Raw genomic sequence first — 15,549 nt, 5'->3', positions numbered from 1 at the left:
GAATCAAAATGACTTTACTTGATAGCATATTATCTTTTAATGAAAAGTTTGTTTCAAGTGGTGAATACAAAAATTACGTTACGAGTAAAAATCCAGATAAAAAGGCTGTACTCCTTACTTGCATGGATACACGCCTACTCGATTTATCAACAAAAGCACTTGGTTTTAACAAGGGAGATTTAAAAGTAGTTAAAAATGCCGGTGCCACAATTACGCACCCTTATGGTTCTACTATGCGCAGCTTACTCGTTGGAATTTATGCGCTAGGTGCCGATGAAATTATCATCATGGGTCATAAAGATTGCGGTATGGGTAACTTAGATGCCGATGCTATCATGAAAACAATGAAAGATCGTGGCATTAAAGACGAAACCATTCATACCTTAGAACATTCTGGTATAAGTGTTTACAACTTCTATCAAGGTTTTGATGATGTTGAAGATAATGTCCGTTCAAATATCAATATGGTACTTAATCATCCATTATTTGATAAAAAAGTACCTGTACATGGACTAGTTATTGATCCACATACAGGTCAGTTAGATTTAATTCAGAATGGTTATGACCATATTGAAAAGTAATTTAAAAAAATAGACCCGGAATCCTTTGTTTAAGGACTTCGGGTCTTTTTTGTGTGTTGTAAGAGCCATGTTATATGCTCACTTGGCTCTTATGACCGTTTTACAGCCATGTCGACTCTTCACTTGGCTCTTATGACCGTTTTATAGCCATGTCACATCTTCACTTGGCTCTTATTCCTGTTTTACAGCCATGTCACATCTTCACTTGGCTCTTATTCCTGTTTTAGAGCCATGTCGACTCTTCACTTGGCTCTTATTCCTATTTAACAGCCATGTCACGTCTCCACTTGGCTCTTACAGCCGTTTTACAGCCATGTCGACTCTTCACTTGGCTCTTATTCCTATTTAACAGCCATGTCACGTCTCCACTTGGCTCTTATTCCTATTTAACAGCCATGTCACGTCTCCACTTGGCTCTTATTCCTATTTAACAGCCATGTCACGTCTCCACTTGGCTCTTATTCCTATTTAACAGCCATGTCACGTCTCCACTTGGCTCTTATTCCTATTTAACAGCCATGTCACGTCTCCACTTGGCTCTAATTCCTATTTAACAGCCATGTCACGTCTCCACTTGGCTCTTACAGCCGTTTTATATCCAAGTGCGATGACCACTTGGCTCCAACTCACATAAGCCGATCCTTATCTCAACTCCACAACCACATTTACTGAATTAAGTTATGTTGGAAAGCATAAATTACCGCCTGCGTACGGTCTTGAACCTCAAGCTTACTTAATATATTACTAACATGCGTTTTAACTGTCTTAATCGTAATGTGAGAGGCACTTGCAATTTCCTGGTTAGAGTACCCTTTTGCGATTAACAACAGAATTTCCATTTCACGTTCAGTCAGCATTTCATATAGTTCAGCACGTTGCTTCATACGGTTACGCATTTTAACTAAAACTTCCGCTTCAAACACGGATTCACCTTCATACGTCTTACGAATCGCATTCGCGATATCACTAGCGCTCGTAGTTTTGAGAATATAGCTATCAACGCCAGCATCAAGCGCGCGGTATACTTCTTGATCTTCAATGTAACTTGTAAGCATCAACACTTTTATATGAGGCATTTCCTTTTTAATATGAGTCGTAGCTTCAACTCCATCCATATCGTTCATAACAAGATCCATCAAGATTAAGTCAGGCTTTAATGTCTTCGCTTTTTCAATCGCATCGTTACCAGATTCACCTTCACCTACAACCTCAATATCAGATTGTGTCGATAAGTAACTTGATATTCCAATTCTAACCATTTCATGATCGTCTACAAATAATACTTTAATTGGCATAATTTTCCTCCTTGGTAAACGGTGCTTTAACTTCGATTCGTGTACCAGAATCAGGTAGTGATACGATGTGGAATGTTGCACCGATTTCTAACGCGCGTTCTCGCATATTCTTTAAACCATAACTTTGTTCGAGTTTATCATCAACATTAAATCCAATTCCATCATCATGAATACGTAATAGAATATAGTCTTCTCTATTTAAAAGCTCTATTGTAACTTTGGTACCTTTAGCATGACGTAAAGTGTTCGATATCGCCTCTTGTGTAATACGGAACAAGTGGTCTTCGATACCTTTAGGTACATCAAATTCTTCGATATCTTTCACTACTTTCATTGGTACTTTCTTCTGAAGGTCCGTTACTAAGTCTTTAATACCTTCACCTAGTGACTTATTATTTAAGCCAATTGGTCTTAGGTGTAAAAGTAGCGCACGCATTTCAAGTTGAGAATCTTGAACCATCTTTTCTAAAGTGACAATTTGTTGGTCTAATGGTGGCTCGAGTTTCGTTTCTTTGATTGCAGACAACATTAAACTTGCTGCGAAGAGTTGCTGACTTACAGAATCATGCAATTCTCTAGCAAGTCTTTGTCTTTCATCTTCTATTATTTTCTTAACCTTAACATCATTCAAGTTATAAGACTCATTCGTTAAATCTTGCGTCTTTAAACGCATCTTGTGTAGCTCTTGATTTAGAGGAACAAGTACTTTATATAAATCAATTGTTTCATGATAAAGTTCAATTTGTCGATCATTAATTCCAACCGTTTCCCCTTCAATCGCGCGTTCAATTTGACGTTTAATCCAATCATTTTGTTGATTGATTTTATACGCTAAAATACTACCAAATACAATGCATAGTAGTATTACTAAGATATTTAGAAATAAAAATACTGGAAGTCCAAAGATTTGTTGATAGAACATCCCTTGGAAATAAATGATATTTGCAAATACCTTATCTATGAAAAAGAAAGCAATAAAAACGCTATAAACAAGTATCAAGAGACTTCCGATAGATCGCACATAGTGGTTCATCGATAAACCACCTCGACATCTCCGATAAAGGTAGAAACGTAAACGTTAATATTATAGTTTTCTTCTTTGATTTTTTCATCAACTTGAATATGACTATTCTCGATTTTATATTGATTATCACCGATATGAGCTGTTCCATAAAAGGCTGCTACATGTAAATTCACATTATAATTAAGCGGTACGATGATTTTAACTTTACCGATCATATGACGCGTAACGATCGTGTTATTTTCCTTTATGTTCGCTGCTTTCGTCATATCAATATGAATATCACCGATACCGTGTTGAATTTGGACATCTTCCCATTTATACACATAAACAGGAGTCTTTTGATCACCAAACCACTTCTGCTTTATAAATTTAGGTGATTGAATCGCTTCATCAGATGATAAAACCTTTAGCGGTTTCCTTTTATAAATAATATAACGAATCACCACTATAATGATGAATGCGAATAAAATGATAATCGTATATTTATTGGACAGCAATGTAAAAGCTACAATCAATACACCGATCCAAAAGGACAAGAGCCCCCGAACTTTGTGGAAATAAATTACACCCACATAGATTAAAATACTACCTAATAATAAAACGAGTAAGAATCCTATCTTTTCAAAAAAGATATAATAGAAATTCGCGATTATCATCAAGGCAGTAAATATAATCAACATCTCAGTGGAAATGTATTTCTGATTCATGCTTCACAACCTTTCTAAGATACAACAGCAATACGTTCTAATAAATCACACTCTTGTTCCATTGTTAACTTGCGACGGTTTTGTTCTGATAAATGATCTTCTAAGCGCGCATAATCCGCTTCGATTTCATTTAAATGATGTTTCATGGATTCAATATCTTGGCCGCTAAGATTCTCTGCATAACGAATTTGATGTTGTTCCATCATATCAATATATTTATTTTCTAATTCAATCGTTAAACTGTCAATTATTTCTTTGATATAGTCTTTTTTATCTTTCAAGTAATTTATATAATCATTAATATTCTTCAATTTAGTATCTAATACGTCTTGGTAATGATAAATGCTCTCTTGATACCATGACTGCATTAGTTTTTGTAAGTAGATTTGCATAAAATTCATATCTATCACCTCAAGCCTAGTACCTCCATTATAAAATGGTTCCGAAACCATCGTAATAGGCTCCGGAACCATTTCAGTTTAAGACTTAAGTCTTAAGATATATTATGCTTCATCAAGCTTAGTTGTAAGTAAAGGACCATCTTTCGTCACGATAACAGTATGCTCAATTTGAGCAACGAAACTTTTATCCTTCGTTTCAAAAGCCCAATCGTTCTTACCATCTGTCACGAATGTCGCGTTAGTTGAAATAAATGGTTCTACCGCGATAACAGTACCTTCTTTAAGTAACGTTTTGTCTTTAGGGTCAAAGTAATTCGTAATATAACTAGGTGATTCATGAAGTGATTGTCCCACACCATGACCAGTTAAATTTTTAATAACTGTCAGTTCATTTTTACGCGCAGTAGCGTGAACGGCACGACCAATTTGGCTTAACTTCGTACCAGGTTTGATTTTAGTCATCGCTGCTTCAAAAGCCTCTAAAGCAACGTCACAAACCTTTTGTTTAAGTGGATTATCAGGTTCACCTACTACAAATGAAATACCTGTATCTGCATAATAACCATCTTTTAACGCAGAAACATCGATATTAACTAAGTCACCTTCACGAATGATACGTTTACCTGGAATACCGTGCGCAACTTCTTCATTCACACTGATACAGGTTTGACCAGGGAAGTTTTCATCATGAATAGGCGCTGAAATCGCACCATGCTCTTCAAATAGTTTCTTAGCGATATCATCTAATTCTTTAGTAGTCACACCTGGAACTGTCGCTTTTTTCATTTCTTCACGAACAAGCGCACAGATTTTACCAATTTCTTTAAGAGCTACTAGTTCTTCTTCAGTTTTAACAATCATTCTATCCCGTTCCTTCTCTGAGTTTTAATATACTTTCATTATTATAACAAAAACGCGTTAAAATCACATACGCATTAAAACATTTAACAAAGCCTTATTTCGTTCTTCTCTAAATAACTTACCCTACTCAACTTAAATCATTTACAGTATAATGGAGACGAATATTTTTAAATGGAGTAGGCATATATGAAACAGAAATGGTATCACAATTTTATTGGCGCACGTACACTTAAGACCGGTGTCGCAACATTTTTAACGGCATTGTTTTGTCTTTTGCTAGATCTGAATCCTATCTTTGCGATACTCACAGCTGTCGTAACGATCGAACCTACAGCAAAAGCATCGCTAAGAAAAGGCTACAAAAGATTACCAGCAACTGTAATAGGTGCTTTAGTAGCAGTCGTAGCAACGTTCTTCTTCGGCGACGACTCTGCACTCGCATACGCGCTAAGTGCAACGCTAACGATTCTATTATGTACGAAACTTAAACTAAATGCGGGTACAACTGTTGCTACATTAACATCTGTAGCAATGATTCCAGGTATCCATGATGCTTACGTCTTTAATTTCGTTTCACGTTTATTTACGGCTATCATAGGTCTTATCACTGCTGGGTTAGTTAACTACTTATTATTCCCACCTAAGTATTATAATCAACTTCATGAAAAGATTAAGGAATCAGAATCACATCTTTATTTATTATTTGATTCGCGCATGAAAGAGTTAATGATTGGACTTTACAAATCGAAGTCATCTGATAAAAAACTTGAAAAGCTACTTAATCTGAACACTAAAATTGAACAGTTAATCGGCTATCAACGTGACGAGTTAAAGTATCATAAACATCAAAAATCTGATTGGGTTAATTTACGAAAGATCACAAACCGCGCGCATGAAAATCGTATGTTAATGACCCATCTATCCAATATCATTTATTTACCAAATGACACCGTGCTTCATTTTACTGATGAAGAAAAGGTCGCTATTATCGAAATAGTCGAGCACGTGGCGGAAATTACAACAACAGAGCGCTTTGTTCCAACACCTACAGCCGCTACAACTTTGAAGAATTCGGTAAAAGGTTTAGAAGAATTCGATAATCACCAACTTAAAAGTCATGTTATCTATGAAATACTATTACTTTATCGTATTCTCTTACAACGCTATAACCCTAAAACCTTATCAAAAGAGAGCGTCGGCCCTCACCACGATTAATGATCTAAAAAAGCCCTTGCTAAATTACCTTAGCAAGGGCTTTAATTCATACAATTCTCATAACAGCTGACTCCTAGGGGAATAGCATGAGACCGGAGACTACAGGCTCCGGCCATGACCCAGGAAAGCATGCTGTTTAAGAGAATTGTAGTAATATGTCCCAGACCTTTAATTCATATAATTTATTTTTCTTTACTTACGCGTTTGATGATATATTGTTTGGCCGCTTCTTCTTCTGTATTATCCAGTTCTTTTGGCTCAAACGGAATGCCTTTACGCTTACAAGCTTGTTCTAAAAGGTAATCTGAAATTTCATGGTTCTTAGGTAAAATTGGTCCATGTAAATACGTACCTAATAAATTCTTATAATGTAAGCCTTCTTTTTTATCATCATCGTTATTACCGTATCCGTTAACGACAGATCCTAGCGTATCAAAGTTGTGATACGTACGACCACCGTGGTTTTCAAAGCCAACGATTTCACCAAAAGTCTCACTTTTAATGACGATATCTCCGATTAGACGGCCTGGCTTTGATTCTGTATAGAAATCAAGAATATTGAGACCTTCTAATTCAGAACCATCAGCTGAGATGTACTTTTTACCAAGGAACTGATAACCACCACAAATTGTTAATCCTGGCATACCATCTTCAATCGCCTTTTTAAGTTCATCTTTTATTTTACTAAGTTCTCTAGTTGCGATAGCTTGTTCGCGGTCACTACCACCACCGATGAAGAAGATGTCACAACCATCAAGTGTTACACCTTCTGTTTCATTAACTTCAACGACATTAAGTTTTATGTTTCGTTTCTTAGCGCGTTGCTTTAAAGCTATGATGTTCCCAATATCACTATATAAGTTAAGTTTATCTGTCATGAAATGATAGATTGTTAATTCATTCATGCTGCTTTACACCTCCGAAAACGAACGATTCAATTGATCGAGCATTGGTTCTAATGACGTATAGTTAGGAATCGCTACTGTGAAGCTAGCGTATTTCATACTTAAAGCTGTAGCTTTATGAATGTCATGTTCTAACGTAATTGGGAAATCAACCTCTGCTAATTTCAAGCGTAATTGTAATTCCGTAGCGCGCGTACCTGTCACGATAATGTGTTCTATATCTTGTTGGCTTAACTTTTCAAAGTCAGCATCATAAATCCAAGAAATGTCACGTCCGTCTGCTGCATTATCGTTTAAGCTAATCAGATAAACTTTTTTACCCTCAATTTGGTCACCTACTGATAAACTCGCGTTCATACCAGCAGGGTTTTTAGCTAAATTAATCATTGCTTTCTTATTTGGCTTTTCAAAATATTGCATTCGACCGTTATCTGACGTGTACGTTTCGAAGCCTTTACGGATACTATCTGCATCTAAGCCGAGTTCCTTAAGAACGCTATATGCTGCGAGCGCATTATATGCATTAAAATCTCCAGCGATTTTCATATTGTAGCTTTCATTGTTAACTTTGAGTTTGATGAACGGTGAGGTTTCAAAGTGTTCAACTTCGTATTGAGGTGTGTCACGTTTAAAGCCACATTCGCACTGATAGTGACCGATTTGATTGTAATGAATATGACTGTAGTTCAGTAAACGACCGCAATCAGGACAGTATTTACTTTCATTCATCGTACTTTGTTCGAATTCGTGAGCGTCCTTCTGCATGCCGTAATAAACGCGCGTTTGACTTGCGATCTTAAGGCGACTTACGAAAGGATCATCTGTATTCAAGATTAATTTGATACCTTTATTCTTAATTGCGTCCGCAATTTGGTTCACCATAATATCAATTTCACCAAAACGGTCCATTTGGTCACGGAAGAAATTCGTAAAGACCATCATTGTTGGTGTCACTTCTTTAAGCACACGAGGGATTGACCCTTCATCTATTTCAATTATCGCAATACGTGTATTATCTTTAAGTTGCATAATGAACGAAGATGTAATACCCGCTGCCATATTCGCACCCTCATTATTATGTATAATTTCGATGTTATTTGCTCTTAAAGTGTGACCGATGAGATTAGAAGTTGTTGTCTTACCATTTGTACCGCTAATAAATACGATATCATCAACTTTAGTAGCTAGATTTTTTAATATATTAGGATCCACTTTTCTAGCGATTTGACCTGGTAAATCTGTTCCGCGTTTACCTATAGCACGACTAGCCATACGTGCCATCTTCGCTAGGTGGATTGCAGTCCACTGTCTCATGTCTTTCCTCCTCAAAATTTCACGTGATAATTATAACACGGTAAAGTAAGCTAAAAAAGTAGAAATATTGTGTACGACGGCTCATACTTTAGACCTACTGATTGACAATAATTCTCAATTAGACGTGAGTATTATTAATTAGTTTTACGTTTACTATTGCTCATGTGTGCGCATTCTAACCTTTCGCCAAAATTCCTATATCACTATTATCATAGTATTTTATTTATGTTTCTAAATTTAATTTAAATATATATATAATGATAATCATTCTCTCTAGATTATAATAATTATCGTTTATTACTTGAGTTCTTTAGTCGAATTCGTTATGATATATGTATCACTTAAAAGGAGGCATTAATCATGTTAAATAAACAATTATTAGATGCACTTAATGACCAAATGAACCACGAATTCTACGCAGCACATGCGTATATGGCTATGGCTGCTTATTGCGATAAAGAATCTTATGAAGGTTTTGCTAACTTTTACATCCAACAAGCTAAAGAAGAACGTTTCCACGGTATGAAGATTTATGATTACATCAACGATCGTGGCGAGCATGCTGAATTTAAAGCAATCGAAGCACCTAAAGTAGAGTTTAATTCTATTTTAGAAACATTTGAAGACGGTTTAGCTCAAGAAAGAGACGTAACACGTCGTTTCTACCATTTATCTGAATTAGCGAACGAAACGAAAGACTTCGCTACTATTTCATTCTTAAATTGGTTCTTAGATGAACAAGTTGAAGAAGAAGCTACGTTCGATACGCACATCGATTACTTAAAACGTATTGGCGACGATTGCAATACATTATACCTTTATGAAAAGGAATTAGCGAATCGTTCATTTGACGAAGAAGCGTAATTCTTCTCATAACGGCACTTAAATTGAAAGTGCTTTTGAAAAGTAAGTTAAGTGAACCATAACTTGACCTACTCTTTATAAGACATGTCGATAAGACGTGTCTCCTACATAGGATGAAATCCTTAATTCATAATTCATATTTAGACTAATCTGCACATATGAAACCTATCATGTTAAATGGTGGGCTTTGTATGTGCTTTTTGATATGATGAATCTTAACTCTAATATTAAAAGATGGGTTGTTAGACGATGGAGAAACAGACATTTATCGCGCTAGATTTTGAAACTGCAAATTATAAAAGAACGAGTATTTGTTCTGTTGGCATGGTTAAAATTGTCGACAATGAGCTCATGGAATCGTTCTACACGCTCGTTAATCCTAACGATTACTTTTCACAAAATAATATTCGCGTACACGGCATTAGACCTAAGGATGTGTTCAACGCGCCAACATTTGATGTGGTCTTTCCTCACATGTTGGATTTTATCGACGGCCATCCAGTTGTTTGTCATAATGCAGCATTTGATATGGGGGTCTTACATCAAAGCATCAAGGCGCTTAATCTAAAGACGCCCGATATTACGTATTTCTGCTCCGTGCAGCTCGCTCGTAAGACACTTCAAATGCCTCGTTATGGTCTGAGTCATGTGATGAAATTCTTTAATCTCGATTTCAATGGTCACCATAATGCGCTAGCGGATGCTAAAGCGTGCGCCATGATAACGTATCGCTTATTACGTCATTATCCGAGCTTGGATGAGGTATTACTCATTTATGGCGAATCGCTTCAAGATAAGGATTACTAAAGGTAGTCAAATATCGTTAAGTTTTTAAAATAATGCGGTCTTAGATTCCCTACTGTTACGCCAACTAGCCGAATTGGAATGTTTGGATCTTTGACTTCGTTGTAAAGCCCATAGGCTATGTTGTAGATATCAATTTCATCCGTTACTGGCTCAGGTAAGGTACGCTGCTTAGAAATGGTCTCATACTTATATGTTTTAATCTTGACGGTTACCGTACCCGCAGATTTCTGCAATTTACCTAAGCGTTCCGATGTCTTGTGACTGAGCTCCCTGATCTTTTGTAGGATTAAAGCATCGTCATTTACATCCGATTGAAAGGTTCTTTCCGTACCTACTGATTTACGTATGCGTTCTGCTTTTACTTCCCGGTGATCGATGCCTCTGACTTTATTATAAAAGCCAACACCCCTTTTACCGAACCAACGAATTAACTCATCCATAGACTTTTGGTATAAGTCAGCACCTGTATAGATTCCGTGGTGATGCATCTTTTCTTTACTTCTCGATCCAACGCCAGGAAAATCTCCGATATCTAAATTCATCAAAATCTCATGAACATGATTATAGTCGATAATCGTTAAGCCATTGGGTTTATTCATACCACTCGCTAATTTAGCTAAGAACTTGTTGTAAGATACTCCAGCTGATGACGTTAGCTGTGTCTTGTCATAAATATCTCTACGTATATATTCCGCTATGTGTGATGCTGGTAAATCAGGGCGTACAAGCTCGGTGATGTCGAGATAAGCCTCATCTAGTGATAGCGGTTCAACTTTCTCTGTATAACTCTTAAAGATATCCATGATGATACCAGAAGCTTCTCTATAGGCTTCGAAACGAGGTTGCACGTAATAGCCGTTTGGACATAATTTATGCGCTTGAACCATAGGCATCGCAGAGTGTACGCCATATTTCCGTGCTTCATAAGAAGCTGTTGAAACAACCCCGCGGTGACTTGCTTTACCACCTACTATCACAGGTTTTCCACGTAATTTTTCATTATCTCTCACTTCAACTTGTGCGAAAAAGTAATCCATATCTATATGAATAATACGTCTTTCACCCACGCGTTTTCACCTTCTTTTTCTCTTAAAAAAGAGCGGTAACTGCTCGTTTCCGCTCGTTTCGTATGAATCTATTTAACCACATTGACTTTAAAGGGCTTTTCAAGGATGAGACAAAACTATAAACTAAGCGTCTTTACGCTCGAATAACGCAACCGTCTCAATATGCGTTGTATGCGGGAACATATCAACAGGCGTAATCTCCTGTAAATCGTATGAATCGCTCAAGCGTTCCGCATCTCGAGCCTGGGTACTCGGATTGCATGAGATGTAGACAATACGTTTAGGTTGTAATTCGAGTAACGTGTTAATGAACGTTTGGTCACACCCTTTACGAGGCGGGTCGACCATCACTACATCAGGCTTTAAACCTTCTTGTTGCCATTTAATAATAATTTCTTCAGCTTTACCCGCTTCAAAGTCGATGTTCTGAATGCCATTTCGCTCACGATTGAGTTTCGCATCTTCAATTGCGCTTTCAACCACTTCAACACCGTAAACATGGTTGGCATGAGGCGCCATATAGAGCCCGATTGTACCAATGCCGCAATATGCATCTATAACTATTTCATTACCCGTAAGACCTGCATATTCGATAGCCTTACGATAAAGTTTCTCCGTCTGTGTAACATTAATTTGGTAGAAGGAACGATCGCCAATCTCAAATGTTAAGTTGTCTAGGTCGTCCTCGATAACAGAATCGCCGTACATGACTTGAGACTTCTTGCCCATGATGACATTTGAATGTGAGGTATTGATGTTATGGATGATGCTTTTCACACTAGGATAATGCGTTGAAATACGCTTTATCAGTGTATCGAGGGCTTTAAACTTCTTACCATTCGTTACGAATATCACCATTTGAGCGTCCTTATAATGACTCGCACGAATAATGACATGGCGTACTAAACCTGACTTAAGTTGTTCATTATAAATACTCACGTTTAATTCATTCAGCCACTTCTTAATGCTCACCATAAGCGCGTTCTGAACATCGTGTTGAATGAGACATGTATCCATATCAATAATGTCGTGACTGCGTTGTCTGTAAAAGCCCATTTTAACATCGCCTGATTGGTCAGTACCTACTGGAATTTGAGACTTGTTACGATAATGCCATGGATGCTCCATACCAATCGGTTGATTAATTTTAAGGTCCTTAAACGAACCCTTTCTTGTAAAGAGATTATAAACTTGGTTAAATTTCATCTCGAGTTGAGACTCATAGTTCATATGTTGTAGCTGACAACCACCGCACTTTGAATAGTACACACATGGCGGTGTTACACGGTTGTCGCTCGCTGTTGTAACTTCATTTAGTTTTCCTATCGCAAAGTTTTTCTTAACTTTGATGACTTTAAATTCTATATCTTCATCGATTAATGCATGTGGCACAAATATCGGGTATCGATCAACTTTAACAACACCATGTCCTTCGTGCGTTAAGTCTACGACCCTACCTTGCATGACATCGTTCTTTTTAATTTCGTTCAACTAGGTCACTCCATGAAAATGCGCGTTTACGCATTATTTTTGTTCTAACGATTCATTATCGTCATTGTTAGGTGTAAAGATCTCAATATGACGTTTTAAATTTAAGAAATTCGCTGGTAAGTTACCGCCATATTCACCGTCTACATTAAGTTGCATTTCTGCAAGTGAGGAAATGTTTACAGATTGTGCTTTAATATAATGCACTTTAGGGTGAGAAGTATGTTCACCTCTAGAAGCAAGCGACATAATGTGTCCAAGTTCCGCTAGGTTTGCCTTTTCAACGATAATTAATGTGAAATAACCATCATCGAGTTTCGCATCAGGCACAAGCTTCTCAAATCCTGCCATTGAGTTCGTTAAACCTAATAAGAAGACCATCACTTCGCCTTGAAATACCTTATCGTCATATTCAATGCGCACGTCTACCGCTTTCATCTCTGGTAACATTTCAAATCCTTTAATGTAATAAGCAAAAGGCCCCATTAAGGATTTCAACTTACTTGGCGCTTCGTATGATACTTCAGTTGGCTTACCGCCACCTGCTAGGTTAATGAAATAACGACTATTCATCTTACCGATATCGACTTTAACAGGCGTACCATTTATGATGATATCAACGGCATCTAAGATATCGTTAGAGATATTAAGCGCACGGCCAAAGTCATTAACAGTACCTGCTGGAATTAAACCGATTCTTGGTCGATTTTCCTTCTCAGCGATACCATTTACAACTTCGTTTAACGTACCGTCACCACCAGAAACTACGATGAGGTCGTAGTTCTCTTCGTCTACGATACGTCTCGCTTCTACAGTAGCATCTCCCTCTTTTTCAGTGACGTAGGTACTTGTTTCATAACCTGCTTTTTCCATTTTAGCGAGTACATCTGGCAATGCACTTTTAAAGGCTTCCTTCCCTGATGTCGGATTATATATAATTCTTGCACGTTTTCTCATTTTCATCCCTCAATTTTATTAGAATCATCTGTAATAACAATTTATCTCTTAACATCAATGTTTATTTGCATTTCGAAATGCGTTGTCATGTGAGTTTCATTTTAAAAGTTGATGCATACTTTGCACATTTACAAAATTTTATATCATTTAAAATATAACACATTTTTCGAGTAGTTTAAGAACAAGATGATTAGTCTCGCTCTCAAGATAAAAGAGTTAGTAATCCTATTACAATTATATCCATAATTGACAAATTGTAACAATCATACTAACTCTATTTGAGATAATGATTAATTTAGTTTTGAGTTGTCGTTTTAGTGATCCTGAATGCCTACATCGAGACTCCCATGGCACTGTGAGGAAGGAAGATCCAAGCGTATTAGTTATTAAACAATTCCTATAAACAGCATGCTTTCCTGGGGCGTGGCTGGAGCCTGTAGTCTCCAGACTCACGCTACTCCCCTAGGAGTCAGCTGTTTAGGAATTGTTAGATCTATAATTTTCCAACTCACTGGCAAAATTCTTATATACTCTTGGGTCCCTTGCACAAAGGATTACGTTGGCAATCCTACAAGCTAAGAAAGCAAGGCATAGCGAGATGTATAAGCATGCTCAAATATATTTAAATGATTATCGATTCTCTAATTCTTGTTTTAGTAATTGATTTACTTTTTGAGGGTTAGCTTGACCTTTAGAAGCCTTCATAATTTGACCTACTAAGAAGCCCATTGCTTTACCTTTACCATTTTTAAAGTCTTCAACTGATTGAGGGTTGTTGTCAAGTGCTTCGTTAACGAATTTCAGTAACGTTGCTTCATCAGAGATTTGTACTAAGCCTTTATCTTCCATAATTTGCTTAGCGTCCCCACCATTTTCAGCAAGTTCAGGGAATACTTTCTTCGCAATCTTACTACTCATCGTACCGTCTTCGATTAACTTAATCATACCTGCAAGATTTTCAGGTGTTAATTGTGTATCTTGTAGCTCAACTTGATGCTTATTCAGATATTCGTTAACGCCACCCATTAACCAGTTAGAAGTTAATTTAACGTCGGCACCGTTGTCTACTGCACCTTCGAAGAAATCAGACATTTCTTTCGTAAGTGTTAGTACGTGCGCATCATATTCTGGTAAGCCATATTCAGATACATATTTCTTTTTACGTGCATCAGGTAATTCTGGAATTGTTTGACGTACGCGTTCTTTCCATTCTTCATCAACATATAATGGAACGATATCTGGTTCTGGGAAGTAACGATAATCATCTGAACCTTCTTTAACACGCATAAGAATTGTTTTACCAGTTGATTCGTCGAAACGTCTTGTTTCTTGTAAGATTTCGCCACCATTTAAAAGCTCATCTTCTTGACGTTTTTCTTCATATTCAAGACCTTTTTTAACGTAAGTAAATGAGTTTAAGTTTTTAAGCTCGGCTTTCGTACCGAATTCTTCTTGGCCTACTGGACGTAATGAAATGTTGGCGTCACAACGTAGTGAACCTTCTTCCATTTTACAGTCTGATACGCCAGTGTATTGAATAATAGAGCGTAACTTTTCAAGGTATGCATACGCTTCTTCTGGTGAACGGATATCTGGTTCAGATACGATTTCAATTAAAGGTGTACCTTGACGGTTTAAGTCTACTAAAGAGTAACCTTCTTTATGCGTCGATTTACCCGCGTCTTCTTCCATGTGTAAACGTGTAATACCGATACGTTTTGTTTCACCGTTTACTTCAATATCAATATAACCATTACTACCGATTGGTTGGTCGAATTGAGAAATTTGGTATGCTTTAGGGTTATCTGGATAGAAATAGTTTTTACGGTCGAACTTAGATTCTGTCGCGATATCCATGTTTAATGCCATAGATGCACGCATTGCCCAATCTACTGCACGTCTGTTTACTACAGGTAGTACACCTGGGTAACCTAAGTCAATCACATTCGTATTTGAGTTAGGTTCTGCACCGTAGCCTACTGGTGATGATGAAAACATTTTAGAGTCTGTTTTCAACTCAACATGAACTTCAAGTCCAATTACTGTTTCAAAATGCATGTTTG

General features: G+C 37.0%; 15 protein-coding genes. 4 read left to right on the top strand and 11 right to left on the bottom strand.

Annotation, left to right across the window (positions count from 1 at the left end; genetic code table 11):
- Window positions 1-8 precede the first annotated feature (8 nt).
- Complete coding sequence (locus ACF3N8_RS06025; protein WP_392449764.1) at window positions 9-581, top strand: beta-class carbonic anhydrase; 573 nt, start codon at window positions 9-11, stop codon at window positions 579-581.
- A 665-nt stretch (window positions 582-1,246) separates the two neighbouring features.
- Here the strand turns inward: ACF3N8_RS06025 and ACF3N8_RS06020 are convergent.
- The 5 genes from ACF3N8_RS06020 to map all read right to left on the bottom strand — a co-directional run bounded on the left by ACF3N8_RS06020 (window position 1,247) and on the right by map (window position 4,869).
- The gene (locus ACF3N8_RS06020) at window positions 1,247-1,876 is read right to left on the bottom strand and encodes a response regulator transcription factor (RefSeq protein WP_009384035.1); all 630 of its coding nucleotides are present in this window, start codon (window positions 1,874-1,876) and stop codon (window positions 1,247-1,249) included.
- Window positions 1,866-2,909 carry a sensor histidine kinase gene (locus ACF3N8_RS06015; protein ID WP_009384036.1) on the bottom strand — a complete coding sequence of 348 codons (1,044 nt, stop codon included), beginning with the start codon at window positions 2,907-2,909 and terminating at the stop codon, window positions 1,866-1,868. Before ACF3N8_RS06015 ends, ACF3N8_RS06020 begins: the two co-directional genes overlap by 11 nt.
- Window positions 2,906-3,607 (bottom strand): cell wall-active antibiotics response protein LiaF, encoded by a 702-nt coding sequence (gene liaF, locus ACF3N8_RS06010; RefSeq protein WP_238101028.1) that lies wholly within the window; start codon window positions 3,605-3,607, stop codon window positions 2,906-2,908. Before liaF ends, ACF3N8_RS06015 begins: the two co-directional genes overlap by 4 nt.
- Window positions 3,608-3,621: 14 nt before the next feature.
- On the bottom strand, window positions 3,622-4,008 hold the full coding sequence (locus tag ACF3N8_RS06005; protein ID WP_017176866.1) for a hypothetical protein: 387 nt from the start codon (window positions 4,006-4,008) through the stop codon (window positions 3,622-3,624).
- A 102-nt stretch (window positions 4,009-4,110) separates the two neighbouring features.
- The gene (gene map, locus ACF3N8_RS06000) at window positions 4,111-4,869 is read right to left on the bottom strand and encodes a type I methionyl aminopeptidase (RefSeq protein WP_009384039.1); all 759 of its coding nucleotides are present in this window, start codon (window positions 4,867-4,869) and stop codon (window positions 4,111-4,113) included.
- 186 nt (window positions 4,870-5,055) lie between these two features.
- Between map and ACF3N8_RS05995 the strand changes: the two genes are divergently transcribed.
- Window positions 5,056-6,084 carry an aromatic acid exporter family protein gene (locus tag ACF3N8_RS05995; protein ID WP_009384040.1) on the top strand — a complete coding sequence of 343 codons (1,029 nt, stop codon included), beginning with the start codon at window positions 5,056-5,058 and terminating at the stop codon, window positions 6,082-6,084.
- Between the two features lie 182 nt (window positions 6,085-6,266).
- Here the strand turns inward: ACF3N8_RS05995 and ACF3N8_RS05990 are convergent, their stop codons facing one another.
- Entirely contained in the window at window positions 6,267-6,989 is a 723-nt protein-coding gene (locus ACF3N8_RS05990; protein WP_009384041.1) for a type 1 glutamine amidotransferase, read from the bottom strand.
- A 6-nt stretch (window positions 6,990-6,995) separates the two neighbouring features.
- Complete coding sequence (locus tag ACF3N8_RS05985; protein WP_009384042.1) at window positions 6,996-8,303, bottom strand: Mur ligase family protein; 1,308 nt, start codon at window positions 8,301-8,303, stop codon at window positions 6,996-6,998.
- Window positions 8,304-8,663: 360 nt separating this feature from the next.
- Here ACF3N8_RS05985 and ACF3N8_RS05980 point away from each other — a divergent pair, with 360 nt between their 5' ends.
- Both ACF3N8_RS05980 and ACF3N8_RS05975 read left to right on the top strand, forming a co-directional pair.
- Window positions 8,664-9,167: a ferritin gene (locus ACF3N8_RS05980; RefSeq protein WP_009384043.1), complete on the top strand. Its 504-nt coding sequence runs from the start codon at window positions 8,664-8,666 to the stop codon at window positions 9,165-9,167.
- A 249-nt stretch (window positions 9,168-9,416) separates the two neighbouring features.
- Entirely contained in the window at window positions 9,417-9,974 is a 558-nt protein-coding gene (locus tag ACF3N8_RS05975) for a 3'-5' exonuclease (protein ID WP_238094239.1), read from the top strand.
- Here ACF3N8_RS05975 and dinB read toward each other — a convergent pair.
- The 4 genes from dinB to gatB form a co-directional block, all read right to left on the bottom strand.
- Window positions 9,971-11,041, bottom strand: coding sequence for a DNA polymerase IV (gene dinB / locus ACF3N8_RS05970; RefSeq protein ID WP_009384045.1), 1,071 nt, complete (start codon window positions 11,039-11,041; stop codon window positions 9,971-9,973). The two genes, ACF3N8_RS05975 and dinB, sit on opposite strands and share 4 nt — an antisense overlap.
- A gap of 123 nt (window positions 11,042-11,164) precedes the next feature.
- Entirely contained in the window at window positions 11,165-12,532 is a 1,368-nt protein-coding gene (gene rlmD, locus ACF3N8_RS05965) for a 23S rRNA (uracil(1939)-C(5))-methyltransferase RlmD (protein WP_238101027.1), read from the bottom strand.
- Window positions 12,533-12,565: 33 nt separating this feature from the next.
- Window positions 12,566-13,486, bottom strand: coding sequence for a diacylglycerol kinase (locus ACF3N8_RS05960; protein WP_009384047.1), 921 nt, complete (start codon window positions 13,484-13,486; stop codon window positions 12,566-12,568).
- 630 nt (window positions 13,487-14,116) lie between these two features.
- Window positions 14,117-15,544, bottom strand: coding sequence for an Asp-tRNA(Asn)/Glu-tRNA(Gln) amidotransferase subunit GatB (gatB, locus tag ACF3N8_RS05955; protein WP_009384048.1), 1,428 nt, complete (start codon window positions 15,542-15,544; stop codon window positions 14,117-14,119).
- Window positions 15,545-15,549: the final 5 nt, after the last annotated feature.

The sequence above is a fragment of the Staphylococcus massiliensis genome (assembly GCF_043186315.1).
In the GTDB taxonomy this organism is placed as follows: domain Bacteria; phylum Bacillota; class Bacilli; order Staphylococcales; family Staphylococcaceae; genus Staphylococcus; species Staphylococcus massiliensis.
The sequence above is the reverse complement of the archived record's forward strand: the minus strand, read 5'-3'. Positions and strand labels throughout refer to the sequence as shown.